This is a genomic window from Streptomyces sp. NPDC038135 (assembly GCF_055601245.1).
On the sequence record NZ_JBVJXS010000011.1, the window covers coordinates 1 to 26,031 of the forward strand.

The window sequence follows — 26,031 nt, forward strand, 5'->3', positions numbered from 1 at the left end:
AGGTACACGACGTCGAAGCCCATCTCCGCGATCGCCTCGAGCCGCCGCTCGGCACTGCGGAACGTGCCGTGCGGCCGCTCCGCGGTGCCCTCCGAACGCGGGAAGAACTCGTACCACGAGCCGTACAGCGCCCGCTCCCGCTCCACCAGCAGCGGCATCGCCTCCGACGCGGTCACCAACTCCCGCAACGGGAACCGCGACAGCACCCCCTCCACCTCCGGCGACAGCGCAGCCGCCAGCCGCCAGGCGGCCGGCCGGCCCTCGTCCCGGAGCGCCGCGGCGGCCGCCAGGACGGGCTCGCGCCGTTCCTCCGGCACCCCGGCGGCCGCCCGTTCGTACAGCTGTGCGCCCTCGGTGAGGACCAGGTCGGTGTCGATGCCCGCCGGGACCTTGATCCGCGCGTGGTGCCGCCAGGTGCCCACCGGGTCGGACCAGGCCTCCACCGTGTAGGTCCAGAGGCCCGGTTCGCCCGGCGTCACGGTGGCGCCCCAGCGGTCGGTGCCCGGGGCGAGTTCGCGCATCGGGGTCCAGGGGCCCGGCCGGCCCTCCGGGTCGCGCAGTACGACGTTCGCGGCGACGGCGTCGTGTCCCTCCCGGAACACGGTGGCCGACACCTCGAAGGCCTCACCGGTGACGGCCTTGGCGGGCCGGCGACCGTGCTGGACCACGGGGCGCACGTCGAGGACGGGGATGCGCCCGACGGCCGTGGAACCCGCCTCGGCGGGGCGCCCCTCGGGCGGCACGGGATCGCGGAGGTTCTCCGCCGGCTTCCCGGCCTTCCTGCCCGAGGCCTTCTTGCCGGCTGTCCTGCTGGTCGGTGGTGCTGACGAGTGGTGCGTGGCGGGCATGACCGCTCCTGTCCGCGTCAACGTGGGTGTGGGCGGATGGAAATGGGGAGGTGGGTCCTGCGTTCGTGCTGGGTGCTGCTGTGGGGCGTACCGGGGGAGCCTTCCCATCCGCAACGGGTGGGCAATCCGGCACTTTGTTAACTACTCGCGCGTACGTCTACGTTCAAGACCGGCCCTCTTCTCCGGGTGCCCGCCCACCGCGGCTCCACGCCCCCGGCACCACCCGTCCTGTGACCCCGGCGCGCCCCGACACCCGTTCCGGTACGTCCCCACCGACCCTCCGGTAACCACTACCGTCGACAGGGACGACGAGACGTACAGCGCCGTGCGTCTCACACCACGCAACGCGTCCGAGGTGAGATGTGAAGGCGATCCGCCGGTTCACCGTCCGTCCCGTTCTCCCCGAACCCCTCCGGCCGCTGAGCGACCTGGCGCGCAATCTGCGCTGGTCCTGGCATGCGGAAACGCGCGACCTGTTCCAGTCCGTCGACCCCGAGCGATGGGCGGCGGCCAAGGGCGACCCGGTCCGTCTCCTGGGCGGAGTACGCCCGGCCCGGCTGGCCGAGCTGGCCGGCGACCGGCGGTTCCTGCGCCGGCTGACCGCGGTCGTCGACGACCTCGGCGACTACCTGACCGGCGACCGCTGGTACCAGCAGCAGGGCGACGGACTGCCCGCCGCGGTCGCCTACTTCTCCCCGGAGTTCGGCATCACCGCCGCGCTGCCCCAGTACTCCGGCGGCCTCGGCATCCTGGCCGGCGACCATCTCAAGGCGGCCAGCGACCTCGGGGTGCCGCTGATCGGGGTGGGGCTGCTGTACCGGCACGGCTACTTCCGCCAGAGCCTGTCCCGGGACGGCTGGCAGCAGGAGCACTACCCGGTGCTCGACCCGCACGAACTGCCCGTCACCCAGCTCAAGGAGGCCGACGGTGCCCCGGCCCAGGTCTCGCTCGCGCTCCCCGGCGGCAGGGCGCTGCACGCCCGGATCTGGCTGGCGCAGGTCGGCAGGGTGCCGCTGCTGATGCTCGACTCCGACGTGGAGGAGAACGACCTCGGCGAACGCGGGGTGACCGACCGGTTGTACGGCGGCGGCAGCGAGCACCGGCTGCTGCAGGAGATGCTGCTGGGCATAGGGGGTGTCCGGGCCGTGCGCACCTACTGCCGGCTCACCGGCCACCCCGAGCCCGAGGTCTTCCACACCAACGAGGGGCACGCGGGCTTCCTCGGCCTGGAGCGGATCGCCGAACTGTGCGCGCGGGGGCTCGACTTCGACGCGGCGCTGGAGGCCGTGCGGGGCGGCACCGTGTTCACCACGCACACCCCGGTCCCGGCCGGGATCGACCGGTTCGACCGGGAGCTGGTCGCCCGGCACTTCGGCCCGGACTCCGAACTCCCGGGCATCGACGTGCAGCGGATCCTGGCCCTCGGCATGGAGACCTACCCCGGCGGCGAGCCCAACCTGTTCAACATGGCCGTCATGGGGCTCCGGCTGGCCCAGCGGGCCAACGGGGTGTCCCTGCTGCACGGGCAGGTCAGCCGGGAGATGTTCGCGGGCCTGTGGCCGGGGTTCGACGCCGAGGAGGTGCCCATCACCTCGGTGACCAACGGGGTGCACGCCCCGACCTGGGTGGCCCCGGAGGTGCTCAGGCTCGGCGCCCGGCAGATCGGCTCCCAGCGCACCGAGGACGCGCTGACCGTCGGCGGCTCCGAGCGCTGGGACTCGGTGGCGGACATCGCGGACCAGGACATCTGGGAGCTGCGCCGCACCCTGCGCGAACAGCTCGTGACCGAGGTGCGCGAGCGGCTGCGCGCCTCCTGGCGGCAGCGCGGCGCCGGGGACGCGGAGCTGGGCTGGATCGACGGCGTCCTCGACCCCGACGTGCTCACCATCGGGTTCGCCCGGCGGGTGCCGTCGTACAAGCGGCTGACCCTCATGCTGCGCGACCGCGACCGGCTGATGGAGCTGCTGCTGCACCCGCAGCGGCCGATCCAGATCGTGGTCGCGGGCAAGGCGCACCCGGCGGACGACGGCGGCAAGCGTCTGGTGCAGGAGCTGGTGCGGTTCGCCGACGACCCGCGTGTGCGCCACCGCCTCGTCTTCCTGCCCGACTACGGCATGGCGATGGCGCAGAAGCTCTACCCGGGCTGCGACGTCTGGCTGAACAACCCCCTGCGGCCGCTGGAGGCCTGCGGCACCTCCGGGATGAAGGCGGCGCTCAACGGCTGCCTCAACCTGTCGGTGCTGGACGGCTGGTGGGACGAGTGGTTCCAGCCGGACTTCGGCTGGGCCGTGCCGACCGCCGACGGCGCCGGCACCGATCCCGACCGCCGTGACGACATCGAGGCCGCCGCCCTCTACGACCTGCTGGAACAGCGGGTGACCCCGCGCTTCTACGAGCGCGGACGGGCCGGGCTGCCGGACCGCTGGATCGAGATGGTCCGCCGCACCCTCGGCCGGCTCGGCCCGAAGGTGCTGGCCGGCCGCATGGTCCGGGAGTACGTCGACCGGCTGTACGCCCCCGCCGCCCAGTCGCACCGGGCGCTGACCCCGGACACGGCACGGGAACTGGCCGCCTGGAAGGCCAGGGTGCGGGCCGCCTGGCCCGGGGTGAGCGTCGACCACGTGGAGACGACGGCCACGACCGCCACCGCGGAACTGGGCACGACCGTGGGGCTGCGGGTGCGGGTGGGGCTGGGCGAACTGGAGCCGGACGACGTGGAGGTGCAGGCGGTCTCGGGCCGGGTGGACGCGGAGGACCGCATCACCGACGCCACCGCGGTCCCGCTGAAGCCGACCGGCGCCCCCGACCTGGAGGGCCGCCGCCTCTACGAGGGCCCGCTCTCCCTGGACCGCACCGGCCCGTACGGCTACACGGTGCGCATCCTCCCGGCCCACCGGCTGCTCACCTCGGCGGCCGAACTGGGCCTGGTGACGGTGCCCTCGCAGGACGCCGCGGAGGTAGCGGGGGTGCTGCTGCGCTGAGGGCACCCGGGTCCGGCGGGCGGCGCGTCGCCACTCAGGCCTCGTCGTACTCGGCGCACAGACGCTTCAGGACGGTGCCGCAGCGGCGGGCGTAGGCGTGCTGGAAGCCCCGGGTGGCGGGGCCGCCGGCGCGGGCGTACCACTTCCGCGGCCGGCTGAAGGCGGCGACGGTCAGCCAGACCGTGCCGTCACCCGTACGGTCGACCACGAAGGCCTCCTCGCCGCACTCGGGGTGGCCTTCGAGGGTGCCGTAGGCCCAGCCGGCCCGCCGGGGTTCCTCGGCGCTCCAGACGACACGGCAGGGGGCCTTGATGACGCCGGCCAGGGTGACCGTGACGTCCACGCCGGGGGCGGCGCGGTCGGCGCCGGCGTCGATGCCCACGCCCATGGCGCGGTGCATCTCCCAGGTCAGGACCGCCTCGGCGGCCCGGTCGAAGACCGCCGTTCCCTCGCCGAGGCGGGTGCGGACGAGCATCGGGCGGAAGCCGGGCGGGCAGACGGTCAGGTCGTCGCGCGTCGCGCCGACCGGTTCGTAGGTGAAGGGGGCCTGGGACATGGGTCAAAAGGGTAGGGCGGTACCCGGGACGACGTCCGACCGGGTACCGCCCGGCTCACCGGGCCGCCGTCACTTGACGTTGACGGCCGCCCAGGCGGCCGCGACCGTCTTGTACTCGGTGGGGGAGGGCGGTACCGGGCCATCCGCCCCGGTACCGCCCTCGTCCGGCTTCGCCGCGACTAGTTGACGTTCACCGCCGCCCAGGCGGCGGCCACCGTCTTGTACTCGGTGCTGGTGGAGCCGTACAGGGCCGACGCCGCGTTCAGGGTCGCCGTGCGGGCGCCCGAGTACTTCGTCGTCGACGTCATGTACGTGGTGAGCGCCTTGTACCAGATCTGCAGCGCCTTGGCGCGGCCGATGCCGGTGACCGTGGAGCCGTTGTAGGTGGGCGAGTTGTACGTCACGCCGTTGATCGTCTTCGAGCCGCTGCCCTCGGACAGCAGGTAGAAGAAGTGGTTCGCGACACCGGACGAGTAGTGCACGTCCTTGTTGCCCACGGTGGAGGACCAGTAGTCGGCGGAGCCGCCGTCCTTGCTGGGCTTGTCCATGTAGCGCAGCGGGGTGCCGTCGCCGTTGATGTTGATCTTCTCGCCGATGAGGTAGTCGCCCTTGTCGGAGGCGTTGTTGGCGTAGAACTCCACGCCGGTGCCGAAGATGTCGCTGGTGGCCTCGTTCAGGCCGCCGGACTCGCCGCTGTAGTTGAGGCCGGCGGTGTTGGAGGTGACGCCGTGGCTCATCTCGTGGCCGGCCACGTCGAGCGAGGTCAGCGGGTGGGTGTTGCCGCTGCCGTCGCCGTAGGTCATGCAGAAGCAGCTGTCGTCCCAGAACGCGTTGACGTAGCCGCTGCTGTAGTGGACGCGGGAGTAGGCGCCGACGCCGTTGTTCTTGATGCCGTTGCGGCCGAAGGTGGACTTGTAGAAGTCCCAGGTCTCCTGCGCGCCGTAGGCGGCGTCAGCGGCGGCGGTCTGGTCCGAGGAGGAGCTGGAGGCCGCGCCCGTGCCCCAGATGTTGTCGGCGTCGGTGAACAGGGTGCCGGTGCCGGAGGTGCCGCGGGCCAGGTTGTACGTCTTGTGGCCGCCGCGCGTCGTGTCGTACAGCTGGTACGTCGAGCCCGACAGGTTGGTGGTGAGGCTGACCGACCCGGAGTACAGGGTCTTGCCGGTGCCGGTCGCGTTCTCGACGCCCTGGTACTCGTAGAGCTTCTTGCCGGTGGCCGCGTCGGTGATGACGTGGAGCTGGTTCGGGGTGCCGTCGTCCTGGAGGCCGCCGACCACCGTCTCGTAGGCGAGGACGGGCTTGCCGGAGCCGGCCCAGATCACCTTGCGCGCGCCGTCCGCCGTGGTCTTGGCGGAGCCCAGCGTTCTGGCGGCGCCCACGGCCTGCTTCTCCGCCTTGGCGGCGGTGATCTGCGGCTTGAGCGAGGCCACCTTCACGGCCGACTTGTTGGCCTTGGTGACGCCCTCGGCCTTGCCGGACTTGGCGGTGTGGACGATGAGGTCGCCGCCGAGCACGGGCAGTCCGCCGTAGGTGCGCTCGTAGCGGGTGTGCAGGGTGCCGTCGGCGTCCTTGACGACGTCCTTGACGACGAGCTTCTCCTTGGCGCCGAGGCCGATCTCCTGCGCGGTGTCGGCCGCGCCGGCCTGGGCCTTCTGGATGAGCGTGGTGCGCGCCGCGGCGGAGAGCTGCGTCGGGGCGGCCGCGAGCGGCTTCGCGGCGGCGGCCTCGGCCGCGTTCTGGGCGCTGGCACTGGTGGTCAGACCAGTGGAGAGCAGGGCTCCGGCGGCGACGGCGGTGGCGACGGCCAGAGTGGTGCGCTTGCGACGCGCGTAGAGGGGGCTCACAGAAGCTCCTTCTCGTGGGGGAGTCCGGTCAGAGTGGGGTCACTGTCCGGAGGTGGTGATGGGAAGTTGCTGTGCTGCTGCGGCGGTGAGGGAAGAGTGGCATCAGGGGTGCGTACATGTCATGACCCTGATGTGATGTTGGCTCAAACCCGACTGTCCGATAATCGTTTCGGCAATGTGAACGGGCGCCGCCCGAGGGTGCGAACCCCCGGACGACGCCTTTGTTCTCCGGCTCGTGGTGAGCGGTTTACGGGAAGGTCAGCTTCCAGCTGTTGATCTTGCCCGTGTCATACGTGGCTTGATCCTGAACCTTCAACTTCCAGGTTCCGTTGGCCGACTCGGAGGAGGCGTTGACCGTGTAGGTCGCCTGGACGTTGTCCGCCGAGTCGGAGGAGGAGAAGTTCTTCAGGCGGTAGGAGGCACCAGACGGGCCGACCAGGTCGATCACCAGGTCGCCGCGCCAGGTGTGCGTGATGTCCACGCTCACCTGGAGGTTGCTCGGCGCGTTTCCGCTCCTGCCGGAGACCGTGATGCTGGAGGTGACGGCGGGACCGTTGTCCGGGATCGACACCGGGGTGGTGTTCTCGTACGAGGTGCCGCCGCCCCCGCCGCCGCCGGAGCGCGAACCGACCGCCACGCCCGCCCAGGCGTCCTGCACGGCCTTGTACTCGGCGCTGGTGGTGCCGTACAGCTCGCCGGCCGCCGCGAGCGTGCCGGTGCGCGCGCCCGCGTAGTTGGTGGTGGAGGTCCACTTGGTGGTCAGCGCCCGGTACCAGATCTGCAGCGCCTTGTCCCGGCCGATGCCGGTGACCGGGAGGCCGTCCGCCGTCGGCGAGTTGTAGCTGACGCCGTTGATGACCTTGGCGCCGCTGCCCTCGCTCAGCAGGTAGAAGAAGTGGTTGGCCGGGCCGGACGAGTAGTGGACGTCGACGCCGCCGATCCCCGAGTACCAGCTGTCCTTGGACGCGCCGTCCTTGCTGGGCTTGTCCATGTAGCGCAGCGGGGTGCCGTCGCCGTTGATGTCGATCTTCTCGCCGATGAGGTAGTCGCCGACGTCGGAGGAGTTGTTGGCGAAGAACTCCACGCCGGTGCCGAAGATGTCGCTGGTGGCCTCGTTCAGACCGCCGGACTCGCCGCTGTAGTTGAGGTTCGCGGTGTTGGAGGTGACGCCGTGGCTCATCTCGTGCCCGGCGACGTCCAGGGCGGTCAGCGGGTCGGCGTTGCCGGAGCCGTCGCCGTAGGTCATGCAGAAGCAGCTGTCGTCCCAGAAGGCGTTCACGTACGAGTTGCCGTAGTGGACGCGGGAGTAGGCGCCGACGCCGTTGTTCTTGATGCCGCTGCGGTTGAAGGTGCTCTTGTAGAAGTCCCAGGTGACCGCGGCGCCGTAGTGGGCGTCCGCGCCCGCGGTGGCGGCGTTGGACGTGGTGCCGTTGCCCCAGGTGTCGTTGGACTGGGAGAACAGCGTGCCGGTGCCCGAGCTGCCGTGGTTCAGGTTGTACGTCTTGTGGCCGCCGCGCGCCCCGTCGGTCAGCGTGTAGGTCGAGCCCGACTGGGTCGTGGTCAGCGTGACCTGGCCGCTGTACTGGGTGTTGCCGATGCCGTTCTTGATCCCCTGGAACTCGAACAGCTTCTTGCCGGTGGCCGCGTCGGTGATGACGTGGAGCTGGTTCGGGGTGCCGTCGTCCTGGAGGCCGCCGACCACCGTCTCGTAGGCGAGGACGGGCTTGCCGGAGCCGGCCCAGACGACCTTCCGCACGCTGTCCGCGGCCGACCGGGTGCCGCCGAGGGCCCTGGCCCGCTGGACGGCCTGCTTCTCGGCCGCGGCCTTGCGCACGGCCGGGGTGAGGCTGGCGACCTTCAGCGCGGCCCGGTTGGCCTTGACGACCGACTTCGTGGCGCCGGACCGGGCGGTCTCGACGACGAGGTCGCCGCCGAGCACCGGCAGCCCGGCGTAGGTGCGCTCGTAGCGGGTGTGCAGGGTGCCGTCGGCGTCCTTGACGACGTCCTTGACGACGAGCTGCTCCTTGGCGCCGAGGCCGATCGCCCGGGCCGTCGCGGCCTTCCCGGCGTCCGCGTGCCGGATCAGCTCGGTGCGCTGCGACGGGGTGAGCTCGAGGGCGACATGGGCCGGATCGGCCTTGCCGGCCCGCTGCTGGGCGGGGGCGGCGGTCGCGGCGCCGGACTGGACGGCCGCGGCGATGAGGGCGGCGACGCCGGCGAGGGCGACGGTGGCGGTACGGCGGTGCCCGGTGTGGGGGGTGCGTCTGCGAGAGGTGCTGCTCAACACTGACTCCTTCTGCATGACCGCGGGTCGCGCGGCCAGGGGAGACCGGACGGTGGGTTGGGACGTCCGGGCAGATCAGGGCGTTACGCGGAACCACGTGCAGGTGCGCGGCAAGCTCACCCGGTGCGTGCGAAGCTGTGCGTTCGCTGTGAGCCGGCCGTTGTGAAGAGTGACAGGGAATCACCTGACCTGTCAGGACCACGTCACGAACTTGGCCGGAAATCGTACGTAGTCCGGATATTCATGTTCGGTATACGAACCGTTGGCCGTGTGACGGGACTCCGGCCGGCCGCGCCGGACGCACCGGCCGGGCCGCCCGCGCCCCGCCGGATCAGCCGGCCGCGCCGTCGCCGTGCCAGGTCCGCCACAGGGACGCGTACGCCCCGTCCGCCCGCACCAGCTCCTCGTGCGTGCCCACTTCGCTGAGCCGGCCGTCCTCCATCACGGCCACCCGGTCCGCGTCGTGCGCGGTGTGGAGGCGGTGGGCGATGGCGATGACCGTGCGGGACTGGAGGACCGCGGCCAGCGCGCGTTCGGCGTGGCGGGCGGTGGCGGGATCGAGCAGGGCCGTCGCCTCGTCGAGGATCAGGGTGTGGGGGTCGGCCAGCACCACCCGCGCCAGCGCCAGTTGCTGGGCCTGGGAGCCGTCGGTCGCGTGGCCGTTCGGCCCGAGGACGGTGTCGAGCGCGGCGGGCAGGGCGCGCACCCAGTCGTCGGCGCCCACCGCCTTCAGGGCCGACCACAGCGCGTCGTCCGTGGCGGCCGGCTCGGCGATCAGCAGGTTGTCCCGGACCGTGCCGAGGAAGACGTGGTGCTCCTGGGTCACCAGCACCACCTGGCGGCGCAGCAGTTCCGGAGCCAGGGAGGCGACCGGCACCCCGCCGACCGTCACCGAGCCCGCGCTCGGGGAGTCGATGCCCGCGAGGAGCCTGCTGAGGGTCGTCTTCCCGGCGCCGGACGGACCCACCACGGCCAGCCGCTCACCCGGCCGCACCGTGAGGTCCACCCCGCGCAGCACCTCGCCGCCGCGCTCGTAGGCGTACCGCACCCCGCGCACGTCGATCCGGTCGTCCCCGGGGGCCGGGCAGACGCCTTCCGTCTCCGTCCGGGGCGCCTGCGCCAGCCCCTCGACGCGTGCGAACGACGCCCCGCTGCTCTGCAGTTGCTCCACCCGCATCAGGATCTGGTCCAGCGGCTCCGTGAACTGCCGCAGGTACAGGGCCGCCGCCACCACCGCGCCGACGCCCACCGCCCCGCGCTGGTGCAGCCAGCCGCCGAGCAGCAGCACGCCCACCACGGGGACCGTGTACGTCACCTCGACCGCCGGGAAGAAGACGGTCCGCAGGTACAGGGTGTGGAAGCGGGTCCGGCGGGACCGCTCCAGCGCGTCCCGGCTCGCGGTGATCCGCCGCCCGCGCAGCCGGAAGGCCTCGACCGTGCGCGCGCCGGAAGCCGTCGACGCCACGATCTCGGCCACCTCGGAGTTGGCCGCGCCCTCCGCGAGGTAGCCGTCCCGGGCCCGGCGCAGGTACCAGCGCAGCGCCGGCCAGATCGGCGTCAGGCACATCACGCCGAACAGGCCCAGCAGCGGGTCGAGCGCGAACACCGCGCCCAGCACGAACAGGCCCTGCACGCTGTTGACGAGCAGGTCCGGGCCGACGTCCCGCAGGGTGGTGCCGACCGTCGCCACGTCGGCGGTGCCGCGCCCGGTCAGGTCCCCGGTGCCGGCCCGCTCCACCGTCGACGCGGGCAGCGCCAGCACCCGGTCGACGTACTCCTCGCGCACCCGGGCCAGCGTCCGCTCCCCGAACCGGTGCCCGACGTACCGCGCCCAGCGCGCCAGCACCAGCTGGGCGAGCGCGCACACCAGGATCAGCAGCGCCGGCCCGTCCACCGCGTCGACCCCGTGCCCGGCCCGGACCTCGTCGATGATCCGCCCGACCAGCCACGGCCCGGCCAGCCCCGCCGCGGCCGCCGCGGCGTTGAGCACCAGCGCGGCGGCGAACGCCCGCCCGTCCGCCCGCACCAGCCGCAGGGTCGCCCGCCGCACCGCCGTCCGGTCCGCGACCGGCAGCAGCTCCTCGCCCGCCGTCACCGTACGGCCTCCTCGGTGTCCTGAGTGTCCGCGGTGTCCGGGGCGTCCTCGACGTCGCGCGCCACCAGCGCCCGGTAGCCCGGCTCCTCGGCCAGCAGCCGCCGGTGCGGGCCGCTCGCCGCCACCTTGCCGCCGGCCAGGAACAGCACCGTGTCGGCGCGGTCCAGCACCAGCGGCGACGTGCTCGTCACCACCGTCGTACGGCCCTCGCGCGCCTCCCGCAGCCGCGCGGCGACCGTGGCCTCCGTGTGCGCGTCCAGCGCCGAGGTCGGCTCCACGGCGAGCAGCACCTCGGGGTCGGCCAGCAGGGCCCGCACCAGCCGGATCCGCTGCCGCTGACCGCCGGACAGGCTGCGGCCCTGCCCGGCGACGGCCGAGTCCAGGCCGTCCGGCAGCCCCCGTACGACGTCCTCCGCGGCGGCGGCGAACACCGCCCGGCGCAGCGCGTCCTCACCGGCCGGCTCCGCCGCGGCCACCATCTCCCTGAGCGGGCCCGCGAACAGGTCCGCCTCGTTGTCGGCGACCAGGATGCGCGACCGCACCTCGGCCAGCGGCACCGCGTCCAGCCGCACCCCGCCCCAGGTGGCGTCGGTCGTCCCGTACCGGCCGAGCCGGTCCACCACCGCCGCCGCGTCGGCGGGACGCGCGGCGGCCAGCGCGACCAGCCGGCCGGCCGGCACCCGCACCCCGGACGCCGGGTCGTGCAGCTCGGCCGGTCCGTCCGGCGCGGGCAGCGCGCCCTCGTCCGGCTCCGGCTCCTGCCGCAGCAGCGCCACCACCCGGCGGGCCGCCACCACACCCCGGTTGAGCTGGTAGGTCAGCTCGATGAAGAACGCCACCGGCAGGATCAGCACCGCGACGTAGCCGTACACCGACACCAGCTCGCCGATGCTGATGCCGCCCTCGGCCGCCTGCCGCGCCGCCAGCCAGGTCACCAACGCCAGGAACAGGGTGGGCACGCCCATGCCCAGCGCCTGCACCCAGCTCGCCACCGCCCCCACCCGGTACCCCTGGGCGCGCAGCCGCCGCGAGTCGCCGCGGAAGGCGTCCGCGAACAGCCCCTTGCCGCCGAAGCCGTTGAGGACCCGCAGTCCGCCCGCGAGGTCACCGATACGCGCCGTCAGCACGCCCTGCCGCTCCCGGTACTCGGCCTCCGCGCCCTGCAGCCGCCGGGTCAGCGGCCCGGTGAGCAGCGCGATCACCGGCACCCCGAGCAGCACCACGGCGGCGAGCTGCGCCGAGATGGACAGCAGCACCCCGGCCACCACCACGTAGACCACCAGCGAACCCACCCCGGGCCCGACCACCGTCAGCGCCTGCGAGATGGTCTGCACGTCACCGACCCCGATGGTGACGACCTCCCCGGCCCCGGCCCGGCGCGGCAGCGCCGCCCCCAGCCGGGCCGCGTGCTCCACGACCAGCTTCACCGTGCGGAAGTTGGCGTCCATCCGCACCCGGGTCATGGTGCGGTGCCGCATGATGCTCAGCCAGGAGTTCAGCCCGCCGAGCAGGAGCATCACGCCGGCCCACCCGGCCAGCACCCAGGGCTTGCCCGGCACCAGACCGTCGTCCACCGCCCGCGACATCAGATACGGCTGCGCCGCCATCAGCACCATCCAGATGCTGCCCAGCAGCGCGCCCACCAGCGACCGCACGTGCTGGCGCAGCACCAGCCAGCCCAGGTAGTGCCAGCCGCCGCGGATGTCGGGTGTGCCCGGATCCTCGTACGCGTCGATCAACGCGCCGCCCCCGTCCTGTCGGTACCGCTACGCCAGACTGTCCCGCCACGCCCTGTGCAGATCCGCGAACCTGCCCGTGCCCGCGATGAGTTCGTCCGGGCTGCCGTCCTCGACGATCCGGCCGTGCTCCATCACCAGCACCCGGTCGGCGATCTCCACGGTCGACAGCCGGTGCGCGATCACCACGGCGGTACGGCCGCGCAGCACCGTGGCCATCGCCCGCTGCACCGCCCGCTCACCCGGCACGTCCAGGGAGCTGGTCGCCTCGTCGAGGATCAGCACCGACGGATCGGCCAGCAGCGCGCGGGCGAACGCCACGAGCTGGCGCTGCCCGGCCGAGATGCGGCCACCGCGCTTGCGGACGTCCGTGTCGTAGCCGTCGGGCAGGGCGCTGATGAACTCGTGCGCGCCGATCGCCTTCGCGGCCCGCTCGACGTCCTCCCGCGTGGCGTCGGGCCGGCCGATCGCGATGTTGTCGGCCACCGTACCGGAGAACAGGAACGCCTCCTGGGTCACCATGACCACGCCGCGCCGCAGCTCGGGCATCCCCAGTTCGCGCAGGTCGACCCCGTCGAGCAGGACCCGCCCGGCGGACGGGTCGTAGAACCGGGCGAGCAGCTTGGCCAGCGTCGACTTGCCCGCGCCCGTGGAGCCGACGACGGCGACGGTCTGCCCGGCCGGCAGCGTCAGGTCGAAGCGGGGCAGCACCTCGCCGCCGGTGCGGTACGCGAAGCTGACCCCGTCGAAGACCACCTCGCGGCCCGGGAGGTCGCTCTCCAGCGAGGGCAGCTCACGGGGCGCCGACGGCTCCGGCACGGACGGCGTCTGCGCCAGCAGCCCGGCGATCTTCTCCAGGGACGCCGCCGCCGACTGGTAGGAGTTCAGGAACATCCCGAGCCGGTCGATCGGGTCGTACAGCCGTCGCAGGTACAGCACGGACGCCGCCAGCACGCCCAGCTCCAGCGAGCCGGACGCCACCCGGTAGGCGCCCCACAGCACGATCCCGGCGACCGCCGTGTTGGCCACCAGACGGGAGCCGACCACGTACCGGGCCATCTCCAGCAGGGCGTCGCCGTTGGTGCGCTCGTGCCGCTGGTTCAGCACGGCGAACTCGGCGTCGTTCGCCGCCTCCCGGCGGAAGGCGCGCACCGGGCGGATGCCGTTCATCGTCTCCACGAACTTCACGATCACCGCCGCGATCGCCGTGGACCGCGCCCGGTACACCCGCCCCGCCCGCCGCTGGTACATCCGCACCAGCAGGTACAGCGGCACGAAGGAGGCCACCGCGACCGCGCCGAGGCCGAGATCCAGCCACAGCAGCATCGCCGAGATGTAGACGAAGGACAGCACGACGGTCACGAGCTCCTGCAGCCCCTCGTCGAGGAGCTCGCGCAGCGATTCGACGTCCGTCGTGGAGCGGGAGATGAGGCGGCCGCTCGTGTACCGCTCGTGGAAGTCGACGCTGAGGGCCTGCGCGTGCCGGAAGATCCGGCCCCGCAGATCCAGCAGCACGTTCTGGTTGACCCGCGCCGAGGCCTCGATGAACGCGTACTGCAGCCCGCCGGAGAGCAGCGCGCACAGCAGATATCCGACGCCCACCGCGATCAGCGGCCCGTGGTCGTGGTCCCGGAACGCCGGAACGGCCCTGTCGATGGCGTACGCGACCAGCAGCGGGCCCGCCTGCACGGCCGCCTGCTGGAGCAGCAGCAGGAGCGTGGTCACCGCGACCCGGGACCTCATGGGCGCGAGCAGCGAGCGCAGCAGCGCGGCCGTGGCGCCGGGCGGGGTGGGCAGGACGTCGTGGTCGAAGGGGTCGCCGTCGCCGGCCTCCCGCGTCCGCGGCCGGTCATCGTCCTGCGTGGCCGGAGCGGCGGTCGTCGTGCTGGTCATCGGTGGTCCTCCCGGTCCCCGGCCGCCGCGCCCGACATCAGGTGCGCGTACTCGGCGTTCGTGCGCAGCAGTTCCTGGTGGGTGCCGACGGCGGCGATCCGGCCGTCCGACAGCAGGGCGACCCGGTCGGCGAGCAGCACCGTGGACGGCCGGTGCGCCACGATCAGCGCGGTGGTGTCGGCCAGCACCTGGCGCAGCGCGGCCTCCACGGCTGCCTCGGTGTGCACGTCCAGCGCGGACAGCGGGTCGTCCAGCACCAGGAACTCCGGCCGGCCGACCACCGCGCGGGCCAGGGCCAGCCGCTGGCGCTGCCCGCCGGACAGGCTCAGCCCCTGCTCGCCGACCTGGGTGCCGGTGCCCTGCGGCAGCGCGTGCGCGAAGTCGGCCTGGGCGACCGCCAGCGCCCGGTCCAGGTCCGCCTTCCCGGCGCCGTCCGCCGCGCCCATCAGCACGTTCTCGCCCACGGACGCCGAGAAGAGCGTGGGTTCCTCGAAGGCCACGGCGACCCTGGCGCGCAGCTCCTCGCGGGGCATGGCGGCGATGTCCACGCCGTTCAGGCTGATGCGCCCCGAGGTGACCTCGTGCAGCCGGGGGACGAGCGCGGTCAGGGTGGTCTTGCCGCTGCCGGTGGCCCCGACCAGGGCCATGGACTCACCGGGGCGGATGTGCAGGTCGATGCGGTCGAGCAGGGGCGGGGAGTCCGGGGGCGCGTCGGGGTAGCGGAATCGGACGCCGTGGAAGCGCAGTCCCGGTTCCGCCGCCCCGGCGCCGGCGTCGCCCGCCTCCCCGGTGTCCTCCGGCTCCTCGTCCATCACCTCGAAGTACCGCTCGGTGGCGGTCGCCGCCTCCTGGCTCATGGCCAGCAGGAAGCCGATGGAGTCCACCGGCCAGCGCAGGGCGAGCGCCGTGCTCAGGAAGGCGACCAGCGTGCCCGCGGACAGCTCGCCGTCGGCCACCCGCAGCGCGCCGACCACCAGCGCCGCGCCGATCGCCATCTCCGGGAGCGTCACGATCACGCCCCAGATGGTGGCCAGCAGCCGCGCCTTGCGCAGTTCGGTGCCGCGCAGCCGGCCCGACAGCTCGTGGAACGCCCGCGCCTGGCTGCGGTGCCGGCCGAAGCCCTTGATGATGCGGATGCCGAGCACGCTCTCCTCGACGACCGTGGTCAGGTCGCCGACCTGGTCCTGGGCGCGCCGCGCCACCTCGGCGTAGCGCCGCTCGAAGACCACGCAGGTCCACAGGACCGGTACGGCGGGCCCGAGGATGACGAGGCCCAGCACCCAGTCCTGCATCAGCATGATCACCACGCCGACCAGGATCGTCACCCCGTTGACCAGCAGGAAGGTCAGCGGGAACGCCAGGAACATGCGCAGCAGCATCAGATCGGTGGTGGCCCGGGAGAGGAGCTGGCCGGACGCCCACCGGTCGTGGAAGGACACGGGCAGCCGTTGCAGCCGGCGGTACAGGGCCGCCCGCAGCTCCGCCTCCACGTGCGACAGCGGCCGGGCCACCAGCCAGCGTCTTATGCCGAACAGGACCGCCTCGGCGATGCCGAGCAGCAGCAGGCACAGCGCGCCGAGCCAGACACCCGCCGGGGCGCGGTCGGCGACCGGCCCGTCGACCATCCACTTCAGGACCAGCGGGATCACCAGGCCCACGCAAGAGGCGGCTATCGCGACGAACGCCGCCGTGAACAGCCGCGCCCGCACGGGCCGCACGTACGGCCACAGGCGCAGCAGGGTGCGGACGGCCGAACGCTCGGGGCGGACTTCTTCTGCGGTGGTTGCACGTGTCGTGGGCATCAGGGGTGAGCCTACGGATCGCCACTGACATCGCCCACCGAGTTTTGGCCGTACCCGGCTCCGCCGCTGGACCTACGACCTGCGGCTTCGCCGGTCCGGAACCACCGGGGGGAGCCGCCGTACGGCCCCCGCGCCGTCCGGCGCAGCGGCGCCCGCCGGGCGGCCCGCCGAGTACGCGGCCGCACCCGCATCGGCCGATCGGACGATGCGGCCGTCGCGGGACGGACGAGGTGCGGGGCGGGGCGGGCAACGCGTTCGCCCGGCCGTCCGGACAGGCCGCGGTGCCGGGCGAACAGGCCGGCGGTGGGGCCGGGCCGGCCCGGGCAGGCGCCGGGGCCGATCTCCGCCGCCGGTGCTCACCCCGCCCGCAGGAACAGCACCGACCGGGCGGGCACCGTGATCGCCGTGCCCGCCGGGTGGACCGTGCCCGGCGCCTCGGACTGCTCCTCGCGCGAGGTGTCGACCAGCACCTCGTAGCGCTCCGCCCACGGCGGGCCCGGCAGCACGAAGGCCGTCGGGCGGTCGCCGGCGTGCAGCACCGCGAGGAAGCTGTCGTCCAGGACCGGAGCGCCCCGCTCGTCCCGGCCCGGGATGTCCTGACCGGACAGATACATGCCAAGCGTGGCGGCGGGGGCGTACCAGTCGCCCTCGGTCATCTCCTCGCCCAGCGGGGTGAACCAGGCCAGGTCGCGCAGCCCGGCCGCGGAGTGGGCGCGCCCGGAGAAGAAGGCCCGGCGGCGCAGCACCGGATGGCGGTGGCGCAGGGCGATCAGCCGGGAGGTCAGCTCGTACAGCGAGCGCCAGGCCGGGTCGTCCAGCAGGGACCAGTCCAGCCAGCTGATCTCGTTGTCCTGGCAGTAGGCGTTGTTGTTGCCGCGCTGGGTGCGGCCCAGTTCGTCCCCGGCGACCAGCATCGGCACACCGGTGGAGAGCAGCAGCGTCGCCATCAGGTTCCGCAGCTGCCCGCGCCGCAGCGCCCGTACCCGCTCGTCGTCCGTCTCCCCTTCCGCGCCGCAGTTCCAGGAGCGGTTGTCGTCGGTGCCGTCCCGGTTGCCCTCGCCGTTGGCCGCGTTGTGCTTGCCGCCGTAGGAGACCAGGTCGCGCAGGGTGAAACCGTCGTGCGCGGTGACGAAGTTGACGGAGGCGTACGGACGCCGGCCGCCCCAGGCGTACAGGTCGCTGGAGCCCGACAGGCGGTAGCCCATCTCCCGCACGTCGGGCAGCGCGTGGCGCCAGAAGTCCCGCACGGTGTCCCGGTAACGGTCGTTCCACTCCGTCCACAGCGGCGGGAAGGCGCCGACCTGGTAGCCGCCCGAGCCGATGTCCCACGGTTCGGCGATCAGCTTCACCCGGCGCAGCACCGGGTCCTGGGCGATCACCGCCAGAAAGGGGGACAGCATGTCGACGTCGTGCATCGAGCGGGCGAGCGCCGCCGCGAGGTCGAAGCGGAAGCCGTCCACGCCCATCTCGGTCACCCAGTAGCGCAGCGAGTCCGTGATCAGGCGCAGCACCTGGGGCTGGACCACGTGCAGGGTGTTGCCGCAGCCGGTGTAGTCCGCGTACCGGCGGGCGTCGTGCTGCAGCCGGTAGTAGCCCCGGTTGTCGATGCCCTTCAGGGAGAGCGTGGGCCCCAGTTCGCCCGCCTCGGCCGTGTGGTTGTAGACCACGTCGAGGATGACCTCGATGCCGGCCGCGTGCAGCGCGCGGACCATCCGCTTGAACTCGCCGACCTGGCCGCCCGTCGTGCCCGACGCCGCGTAGGCCGCGTGCGGGGCGAAGTAGCCGATGGAGTTGTAGCCCCAGTAGTTCCTCAGCCCCCGGCGCAGCAGATGGTCCTCGTGCGCGAACTGGTGGACGGGGAGCAGCTCCACGGCCGTGACGCCCAGCCCGGTGAGGTGCTCGAGCGCCGCCGGGTGGGCGAGCCCGGCGTAGGTGCCGCGCAGTTCCTCCGGGACGCCGGGGTGCAGCCGGGTGAAGCCGCGCACGTGCAGTTCGTAGATGACCGAGTCCGCCCACGGCGTCTTGGGGCGGCGGTCGTCGGACCAGTCGTCGTCGTCGTGGACGACGACGCCCTTGGGGACGTGCGGCGCGGAGTCCCGGTCGTCCCGGACGGTGTCGGCGACATGCTGCTCCGGCCAGTCCCGGACGTGCCCGTAGACCTCCGGCGGCAGCCGGAACTCCCCGTCCACCGCGCGCGCGTACGGGTCGAGGAGCAGCTTGGCCGGGTTCCAGCGGGCACCGGTCCACGGGTCCCAGCGGCCGTGCACCCGGTAGCCGTAGCGCTGCCCGGGCATCACGCCGGGTACGAAGCCGTGCCAGATCTCGTGCGTCAGTTCGGTCAGCGGAACCTGGGTCTCCCGGCCCCGCTCGTCGAACAGGCACAGCCGGACCGCCTCCGCCCCGGCGGCCCACAGCGCGAAGTTGGTGCCCGCGACCCCGTCCGGGCCGACCCGGAAGCGGGCTCCCAGCGGGGTCGGCGCACCCGGCCACACGGGCGGCGCGGGCGGCTTGCCGCGACGGGCGCCGCTCACCGCGGCCGTCGCCGGCCCGCTCCCGGCGGCCGGCTCCTCGGCCCGTGCCCGCTGCTCGGCTGCGCTCGTCACCAGTCGGCCCCTCTTTCAGTGGCTCGCCCGCGGGGCGCAGCGCGCCGCGCCGAACGGCCGGGCGCGCGCCGGGCGCACGCCCGGCCCGCCCGGTGCGGCTGCGCCCCGGCGGCTCCGACGCGGGCTGGGGGAGCCCTCCCCGGCGGGGGGGAAGGCTCCCCTTCGTGTCGTCCTCCCCACTGTTCTGCCCAGCGCGGGCGTCGCACTCACGTTTCCCCGGAGCGTGCCCGCTCGTTGAGTCCCATGTGAGGCACGCACAAGGACGCGCACGGCGCGCGGGGGCCGCGCTGGCCGCCGTACTGACATGGGTGGGACTGCTGGCCGGCTGCACCGCGGGCGGCTCCGGTGGTCTGGACATCGACCGGATGCTCGGCGGACCGCCGGCTCCGAAGGAGGCCATCCGGGTCACCCCGGAGGACGGCAGCACGGCCGTACGGCCGGGGGAGCGGCTACGGGTGAGGGTGCCCGCCGGGCGCCTGGAGAAGGTGAGCGTCGTGATGTCCCAGGACGCACAGGACGCCCCGGTACCCGGGCACATCACCGCGGACGGGCTGGGCTGGGAACCGGACGACGGACGGCTGGCGCTGGCCGCCAAGTACACCGTGGACGCGGTCGCCCTCGACTCCGAGGGCCGCCGCTCGGCCCGGCACACCACGTTCACGACGTATGTGCCCGAGGAGCGGTTCATCGGCTACGTCACCCCCGAGAACCGGGCCACCGTCGGCGTCGGGATGATCGTCTCCCTCTCCTTCAACCGGGAGATCACCGACCGCGCCGCCGTCGAGCGTGCCGTGCGGGTGCGGGCGAACCCGCCGGTGGAGATCCGCCCGCACTGGTTCGGCAAGGACCGGCTCGACTTCCGTCCCGAGCGCTACTGGAAGCCCGGCACCGAGGTCACCGTCGACCTCGGCCTCAGGGACGTGGAGGGCGCGCCCGGCGTCTACGGCCTTCAGGACAAGACGTTCTCCTTCACCGTCGGCCGAGGCCAGGTCTCCCGGGTGGACGCGGCGAAGCACATGATGGAGGTGCGGCGCGACGGGCAGTTGCTGGCGACCGTGCCGATCACCGCGGGCGCCCCGAAGACCACCACCTACAACGGCAAGATGGTGGTGATGGAGATGCTCGAGGTGACCCGCATGAACAGCCGGACCGTCGGCTTCGGCGGCGAGTACGACATCCCCGACGTCCCGCACGCCATGCGGCTCACCGACTCCGGCACCTTCCTGCACGGCAACTACTGGTCCCCGGAGGCCCCCGGCAACGTGAACGTCAGTCACGGCTGCGTCGGGCTCAGGGACGTCAAGGGCGGCGGCTCGGACACACCGGCGGGCTGGTTCTTCGACCGCAGCCTCATCGGCGACGTCGTCGAGGTCGTCAACAGCAAGGACAAAACAGTCGCTCCCGACAACGGGCTCGGCGGGTGGAACATGGCATGGAAGGAGTGGAAAGCGGGCAGCGCCGTCAAGTGAGCCGAACGGGTGAGGGGTTCGGGCCACGGCGGTCGGTTGAAGTTGCGACGGAACGGTGACCTTCGGCCGACTCCCCGGTCGAAACCCTGCGGTTACCATGCGCACACCAAATGTGGTGGGGAGCGGGCCTGACCTGGTCCGGCGAGGGGAGTGCAAGGTGGACGTGCGGCCGATATCGGGGGCGTCGGTGGGGGGCCGGAGGGTCGGCCGCAAGGGGTTGGTGCTGATATCCGGCGCTCTGCTCGTGGCCGTCACCGCGTGCGGCGGGGGCGACTCGCAGGCCGGGTCCGGAACGGGGAACGGGAAGGGCCAGGACGCCGGCGCGCGGCAGAGCGAGCAGTCCACGGCCGCCGTCAGCATCTCGCCCAAGTCGGGGGCCACCGGCGTCGACACCAGCGGCGCCCTGAAGGTGAGCGTCGCCAAGGGCAAGCTGACCGAGGTCGTCGTCAAGGACGCCAAGGGCGCGAAGGTCGACGGCGCCGTCACCGCCGACGGCGCCGCCTGGAAGCCGTCGACCCATCTGGCCGCGGGCACCAAGTACAGCGTGCACGCGGTCGCGAAGGACTCCGCGGGCCGGGAGGCCGCCGAGGACTCCAGCTTCACCACGCTGACCCCGCGGAACACCTTCGTCGGCTACTTCACCCCCGAGGACGGCTCGACCGTCGGGGTGGGCATGCCGTTCTCCGTCCGCTTCACCCGGGGCATCACCAGCCCGGCGGACGTCGAGAAGGCCATCCGCGTCAGGACCGAGCCGGCCGTCGACGTCGAGGGGCACTGGTTCGGCAACGACCGCCTGGACTTCCGCCCGGAGAAGTACTGGAAGGAAGGCACCAAGGTCACCGTCGACCTGAACCTCGACGGCGTCGAGGGCCGCGACGGCGTCTACGGCAAGCAGCGCAAGACCGTGAAGTTCACCATCGGCCGCAACCAGGTGTCCGTGGTGGACGCCAAGAAGCACACGATGAAGGTCACCCAGGACGGCAAGGTCGTCAAGACCATCCCGGTCACCACCGGCAAGCCCGGCTACGACACCTGGAACGGCCAGATGGTCATGAGCGAGAAGCTCGCCGTGACCCGCATGAACGGCGAGACCGTGGGCTACGGCGGCGAGTACGACATCAAGGACGTCCCGCACGCCATCCGCCTCACCAACTCCGGCACCTTCATCCACGGCAACTACTGGGGCGGCGGCGCCTTCGGCAACTACAACGCCAGTCACGGCTGCGTCGGCCTGCGCGACGTGCGCGGCGGCTACGACAAGGGCGTGCCGGCGGCCTGGTTCTTCAACCACTCGATGATCGGCGACGTGGTCGTCGTGAAGCGCTCGCACGACCGGACGGTGGCCCCGGACAACGGGCTCAACGGCTGGAACATGTCGTGGGAGGACTGGAAGAAGTGAGCCCGGCGCGGGTGCGCTGCGCTGATCGCGCAGTTCCCCGCGCCCCTTCGGGGCGCTTGTGACGGACGGCACCGCGTCAACCGCCGTTAGCCCCCGTTAACCTGCTGCGCATGACCGTGAATCTCGAAGTCGCCGAAGGTGTCGGAACCATCCGCCTGGACCGGCCGCCGATGAACGCGCTGGACGTGGCCACGCAGGACCGGCTGAAGGAGCTCGCCGAGGAGGCCACGCGCCGCGAGGACGTGCGCGCCGTGGTGATCTACGGCGGCGAGCGGGTGTTCGCGGCGGGCGCGGACATCAAGGAGATGCAGGAGATGGACCACACCGCGATGGTCCTGCGCGCCCGCGCCCTGCAGGACTCCTTCACCGCCGTCGCCCGCATCCCCAAGCCCGTCGTCGCGGCCATCACCGGCTACGCGCTCGGCGGCGGCTGCGAACTGGCCCTCTGCGCCGACTTCCGCATCGCCGCCGACAACGCCAAGCTGGGCCAGCCCGAGATCCTGCTCGGCCTGATCCCGGGCGCCGGCGGCACCCAGCGGCTGCCCCGGCTGGTCGGCCCGTCCAAGGCGAAGGACCTGATCTTCACCGGGCGCCAGGTGAAGGCCGACGAGGCGCTCGCCATCGGCCTGGTGGACCGCGTCGTCCCCGCCGCCGAGGTGTACGAGCAGGCGCACGCGTGGGCGGCGAGGCTCGCGCAGGGACCGGCGATCGCGCTGCGCGCGGCGAAGGAGTCCGTCGACACCGGTCTGGAGACCGACATCGACACCGGCCTCGCGGTCGAACGCAACTGGTTCGCGGGCCTGTTCGCCACCGAGGACCGCGAGCGGGGCATGCGCAGCTTCGTCGAGGAGGGGCCGGGCAAGGCGAAGTTCCTGTAACCCCCGGACGTGTGAACTCACGCACGCGCTCTTGCAATTGACGCGTTGTCTGATCCGGGTCCCTCGATGGGGCGGTTTATGGGAGCCTTAACCCAACCTTAAGCCTGCCTCGTCGAGGGAGCCTGACGATTGCCCGGAAGTGAGTCGTCTCCGCAGGTCGGACGGGCTGTCGTCGACCCTGTAATGCCCTCGGCATATGCCGGCGGGCTGGAGCGGGACGGGAGCGCGCGGGGGGCGTATTCCCCGGGAACGCCCACGGAGACGACTCCGGACGGCCATCATGGGGGCATGGCGGGGCTGGAGGGCATCGGACAGCCGCGGGGACACAGCCGTGCGGCCGCGGCGCGCTGGTCGCCCGCGGTCGAGGACGAACGGGCGCTCAAGGCGCTCGAACTCTTCGGCAACCCGACGGAGGCGGAGGTGCCGCTGCCGTCCCGCCCGGAGTCCGCGGCCACCGCGCGTCGGCTGGCCCAGGTCGTCGTCCTGCGGCACTGGGGGCTCCCCCCGAAAATGGCCGAGGACGCGGTCCTGCTCGTCTCCGAACTCGTGGGCAACGCCGTGCGGCACACCGGGGCCCGGGTCTTCGGTCTGCGGATGCGCCGGCGGCGCGGCTGGATCCGCGTGGAGGTCCGTGATCCCTCGCGGGGACTGCCCTGTCTGATGCCGGTTCAGGAGATGGACGTCAGCGGCCGCGGCCTGTTCCTGGTGGACAAACTGGCCGACCGCTGGGGCGTGGACCTGCTGCCGCGCGGCAAGACCACCTGGTTCGAGATGCGCGTCGCCGAGCGCGAGCCCGGCCGCTGAGACCGGCGCGGCCGCCGCCCCGCCCGCTTCGACGGGGCGACCCGACATCCTCCCCGATCGGGCCAATCGGGCGTTTTCTTACCCTTCCCCCCTTAAATGGTGCGGGTGACCACGACCAACCGTCGCGAAGTGCTGCGTGCGGGCGCCGGGCTCGTCGCCGGAGGCGCGCTCGCCGCCGGTTGCGCGGGCGCTCCGGCCGGACCGAGCGCCACCGCCTCCGCCGACCCGTCCGCCCGCGCGTCCGGCCACCCCGCGGCCACCACCTCCCGAACGGCCCCCGCCCCCCGCCCCTATCCCGGTCAGCCCGCCCAGATCACCCACGGCCCGCGCAACCGCCCCCGGGTCGCCCTCACCTTCCACGGGCAGGGCGACCCGCAGCTCGCCGCCTCCCTGCTGGGCGCGGCCGAACGGCGCGGCGCCCGGCTGACCGTGCTCGCCGTCGGCACCTGGCTGGACGAGCACCCGGACCTCGCCCGCCGCATCCTCGACGGCGGCCACGACCTCGGCAACCACACCCAGCGGCACGTCGCCGTCAACGCCATGTCACCGGCCGCCGCCCGCAAGGAGATCACCGACTGCGCGGACCGGCTTCAGCGGCTCACCGGTTCCATCGGCACCTGGTTCCGGCCGTCCCGTTCCCCGACCGCCTCCCCGGAGGTCGCCGCACTGGCCCGCGCCGCGGGCTACCCGCACGTGCTGTCGTACGACGTCGACTCGCTCGACTACACCCGGCCCGGCGCCGACGCCATCACCCGCAAGGTCGCGGCCGAGGTGCGCCCCGGCTCGGTGGTGAGCCTGCACTTCGGCTACCCCGGCACGGTCACCGCCCTGCCCGCCGTACTCCACGAACTCGACCGCCGCGGACTGCGCGCGGTCACCACCACGGAGCTGCTCAGCTGATGCGAACCACGAAAGCCGCCCGCCCCCTGGCCGCCGGGGCCGCCCTCGCCGCCCTGACCCTGCTGTCCGCCTGCGGCGGCTCCCAGCACCGCGAGAACGAGGCCATCGGCAGCAAGGCGCCGGTCCAGCCGCAGGTGAAGAAGGCCCAGGTCAACGTGCTGCCGGGGATGCCACCGGTGGAGGACCCCGCCGACATCTACGCCGCCGACCGCCCGGGCAAGCTCTCCCCGGTGGTCGCGGGCTTCCCGTCCCGGGTCTACGTCCCCAACACCAACTCCGACACCGTCACGGTCATCGACCCGAAGACGTACAAGATCATCGAGACGATTCCGGTGGGCCGCCAGCCGCAGCACGTCGTGCCCTCCTGGGACCTGCGAACGCTGTGGGTCAACAACGACCTCGGCAACTCCCTCACCCCCATCGACCCGAGGACCGGCAAGGCGGGCAAGCCCGTCGACGTGCACGACCCGTACAACCTGTACTTCACCCCCGACGGCAAGTACGCCGTCGTCATGGCGTCCAAGGACCGCCAACTGGTCTTCCGGGACGCGCACACCATGAAGCAGGTCAAGGCCGTCCCGGTCGCCTGCTCCGGGGTCAACCACGCGGACTTCTCCATCGACGGCCGCTACTTCATCGTCTCCTGCGAGTTCAGCGGGGAACTGCTCAAGGTCGACACCGCGAGGATGAAGGTCGTCGGCGAGCAGAAGCTGGCCGTGCACGGCGCCATGCCGCAGGACGTGAAGATCTCGCCCGACGGCAAGCGTTTCTACATCGCCGACATGGTGGCCAACGGCATGTGGGTGCTGGACGGCGACACCTTCGGCAAGCCCGAGTTCCTCGCCACCGGCAAGGGCGCGCACGGCCTGTACGTCAGCCGCGACTCCCGCGAGATGTACGTCTCCAACCGCGGCGAGGGCACGATCTCCGTCTTCGACTTCACCAGGAACCGGCTCACCAAGAAGTGGCGCCTGCCCGGCGGCGGCAGCCCCGACATGGGCGGGGTCTCGGCCGACGGCAAGGTGCTCTGGCTCTCCGGCCGCTACAACGCCGAGGTGTACGCCATCGACACCCGCACCGGCGCCGAACTCGCCCGCATCAAGGTCGGCAGCGGCCCGCACGGACTCGCCGTCTACCCCCAGCCGGGCCGCTACTCCCTCGGCCACACCGGCGTCTTCCGCTGAGCCGACGGCCGCTCAGGGGGCCAGCAGCAGCGCCTCCGCGCCCACCACGCGGTAGCCGGCCGCCTGGAACGCCCGCATGCTGCGGGCGTTCCCCGGGGCCGTCTGCGCCCACAGCGGCTCCGCCGCCAGGTGCCGGGCCGCCGTCACCAGGGTCCGGCCCAGCCCCCGGTGCCGCGCCCCCTCGTCCACCTCGACGCTCACCTCCAGCCTTCCGCCGACCCCGCGTCCCATGACCAGCACCCCGCCGTCCGCCGTCCACGCCCGCACCCCGTCGCGCCGGCGGCGGGCGTAGGTGATGCGCGGGTGGCCGGCGTCCTCGATCTCGGTCAGCGCGAGCGGCGGCCGGCCGGGCAGGGGGGATCCGACCAGCAGCGCGTCCACGGTCTCGGCCCGGCGCCCGGTCCTGGCCAGGAGGGCGGCCAGGAAGACGGGGTTCAGCGCCGCGGACAGCGGATCGCAGTCCACCGCCTCCAGCGTCTCGCGCACCCACCGCGGGTCCTCGTCCGTGAAGACGACCGAGTGCGCGGTGAAGGCCAGCACGCCCGCGTCCCGCGCCCCGTGCTGCGGCACGACCGTCGTACGGCCGTCGGCCGGCGGGTACGCCCCGTGCGCCGCCGCGTCCAGTATGTCCCGCAGGGTCTCCACGCCACCGCTCCTCGAGTCGCCACCGGCCGGAAGGCCCAGACTCGCAGACGTGCCCGGGTGGTCGCCGTACGGGGGTCGCACACGGACCGTTAATCTGACCAGCGTCAGTACGC

At 72.9% G+C, this 26,031-nt stretch carries 17 protein-coding genes; 7 read left to right on the forward strand and 10 right to left on the reverse strand.

Annotation, left to right across the window (positions count from 1 at the left end; genetic code table 11):
- On the reverse strand, nucleotides 1–848 hold an 848-nt coding region (locus ACZ7JA_RS29175), incomplete at its 3' end, for a maltotransferase domain-containing protein (RefSeq protein WP_470811372.1).
- Between the two features lie 362 nt (nucleotides 849–1,210).
- On the opposite strand from ACZ7JA_RS29175, the gene ACZ7JA_RS29180 reads away from it, so the two are divergent.
- Nucleotides 1,211–3,829 (forward strand): glycosyltransferase family 1 protein, encoded by a 2,619-nt coding sequence (locus ACZ7JA_RS29180; RefSeq protein ID WP_470811374.1) that lies wholly within the window; start codon nucleotides 1,211–1,213, stop codon nucleotides 3,827–3,829.
- 34 nt (nucleotides 3,830–3,863) lie between these two features.
- On the opposite strand, the gene ACZ7JA_RS29185 is transcribed toward ACZ7JA_RS29180, so the two are convergent.
- The 8 genes from ACZ7JA_RS29185 to glgX all read right to left on the reverse strand — a co-directional run bounded on the left by ACZ7JA_RS29185 (nucleotide 3,864) and on the right by glgX (nucleotide 18,639).
- Entirely contained in the window at nucleotides 3,864–4,385 is a 522-nt protein-coding gene (locus ACZ7JA_RS29185) for a DUF1990 domain-containing protein (protein ID WP_351664595.1), read from the reverse strand.
- A gap of 179 nt (nucleotides 4,386–4,564) precedes the next feature.
- Nucleotides 4,565–6,226 carry a M4 family metallopeptidase gene (locus ACZ7JA_RS29190; protein WP_389305090.1) on the reverse strand — a complete coding sequence of 554 codons (1,662 nt, stop codon included), beginning with the start codon at nucleotides 6,224–6,226 and terminating at the stop codon, nucleotides 4,565–4,567.
- 247 nt (nucleotides 6,227–6,473) lie between these two features.
- The gene (locus ACZ7JA_RS29195; RefSeq protein ID WP_351664591.1) at nucleotides 6,474–8,513 is read right to left on the reverse strand and encodes a M4 family metallopeptidase; all 2,040 of its coding nucleotides are present in this window, start codon (nucleotides 8,511–8,513) and stop codon (nucleotides 6,474–6,476) included.
- Between the two features lie 328 nt (nucleotides 8,514–8,841).
- Nucleotides 8,842–10,605 carry an ABC transporter ATP-binding protein gene (locus ACZ7JA_RS29200; protein WP_470811377.1) on the reverse strand — a complete coding sequence of 588 codons (1,764 nt, stop codon included), beginning with the start codon at nucleotides 10,603–10,605 and terminating at the stop codon, nucleotides 8,842–8,844.
- On the reverse strand, nucleotides 10,602–12,344 hold the full coding sequence (locus ACZ7JA_RS29205; RefSeq protein ID WP_470811380.1) for an ABC transporter ATP-binding protein: 1,743 nt from the start codon (nucleotides 12,342–12,344) through the stop codon (nucleotides 10,602–10,604). The genes ACZ7JA_RS29200 and ACZ7JA_RS29205 overlap by 4 nt, the downstream gene beginning before the upstream one ends.
- A 27-nt stretch (nucleotides 12,345–12,371) precedes the next feature.
- Complete coding sequence (locus ACZ7JA_RS29210; protein WP_389305084.1) at nucleotides 12,372–14,234, reverse strand: ABC transporter ATP-binding protein; 1,863 nt, start codon at nucleotides 14,232–14,234, stop codon at nucleotides 12,372–12,374.
- Nucleotides 14,231–16,036 carry an ABC transporter ATP-binding protein gene (locus ACZ7JA_RS29215; protein ID WP_470811383.1) on the reverse strand — a complete coding sequence of 602 codons (1,806 nt, stop codon included), beginning with the start codon at nucleotides 16,034–16,036 and terminating at the stop codon, nucleotides 14,231–14,233. Before ACZ7JA_RS29215 ends, ACZ7JA_RS29210 begins: the two co-directional genes overlap by 4 nt.
- 356 nt (nucleotides 16,037–16,392) lie before the next feature.
- Entirely contained in the window at nucleotides 16,393–18,639 is a 2,247-nt protein-coding gene (gene glgX / locus ACZ7JA_RS29220) for a glycogen debranching protein GlgX (protein WP_351664581.1), read from the reverse strand.
- Between the two features lie 245 nt (nucleotides 18,640–18,884).
- On the opposite strand from glgX, the gene ACZ7JA_RS29225 reads away from it, so the two are divergent.
- The 6 genes from ACZ7JA_RS29225 to ACZ7JA_RS29250 all read left to right on the forward strand — a co-directional run bounded on the left by ACZ7JA_RS29225 (nucleotide 18,885) and on the right by ACZ7JA_RS29250 (nucleotide 25,273).
- Nucleotides 18,885–20,108, forward strand: a complete 1,224-nt coding sequence (locus tag ACZ7JA_RS29225; RefSeq protein WP_351664579.1) for a L,D-transpeptidase — start codon at nucleotides 18,885–18,887, stop codon at nucleotides 20,106–20,108.
- Nucleotides 20,109–20,265: 157 nt separating this feature from the next.
- Entirely contained in the window at nucleotides 20,266–21,507 is a 1,242-nt protein-coding gene (locus ACZ7JA_RS29230; RefSeq protein ID WP_389305077.1) for an Ig-like domain-containing protein, read from the forward strand.
- Nucleotides 21,508–21,617: 110 nt separating this feature from the next.
- Nucleotides 21,618–22,385, forward strand: coding sequence for an enoyl-CoA hydratase/isomerase family protein (locus ACZ7JA_RS29235; RefSeq protein WP_199212081.1), 768 nt, complete (start codon nucleotides 21,618–21,620; stop codon nucleotides 22,383–22,385).
- 288 nt (nucleotides 22,386–22,673) lie between these two features.
- Nucleotides 22,674–23,189, forward strand: coding sequence for an ATP-binding protein (locus ACZ7JA_RS29240; RefSeq protein ID WP_470811386.1), 516 nt, complete (start codon nucleotides 22,674–22,676; stop codon nucleotides 23,187–23,189).
- A 96-nt stretch (nucleotides 23,190–23,285) separates the two neighbouring features.
- Complete coding sequence (locus ACZ7JA_RS29245; protein ID WP_389450736.1) at nucleotides 23,286–24,089, forward strand: polysaccharide deacetylase family protein; 804 nt, start codon at nucleotides 23,286–23,288, stop codon at nucleotides 24,087–24,089.
- Nucleotides 24,089–25,273: a YVTN family beta-propeller repeat protein gene (locus ACZ7JA_RS29250; RefSeq protein ID WP_470811388.1), complete on the forward strand. Its 1,185-nt coding sequence runs from the start codon at nucleotides 24,089–24,091 to the stop codon at nucleotides 25,271–25,273. Before ACZ7JA_RS29245 ends, ACZ7JA_RS29250 begins: the two co-directional genes overlap by 1 nt.
- 12 nt (nucleotides 25,274–25,285) lie before the next feature.
- On the opposite strand, the gene ACZ7JA_RS29255 is transcribed toward ACZ7JA_RS29250, so the two are convergent.
- A complete protein-coding gene (locus ACZ7JA_RS29255; RefSeq protein WP_351664569.1) occupies nucleotides 25,286–25,918 on the reverse strand; it encodes a GNAT family N-acetyltransferase in 633 nt (210 codons plus the stop codon).
- Between the last annotated feature and the right edge of the window lie 113 nt (nucleotides 25,919–26,031).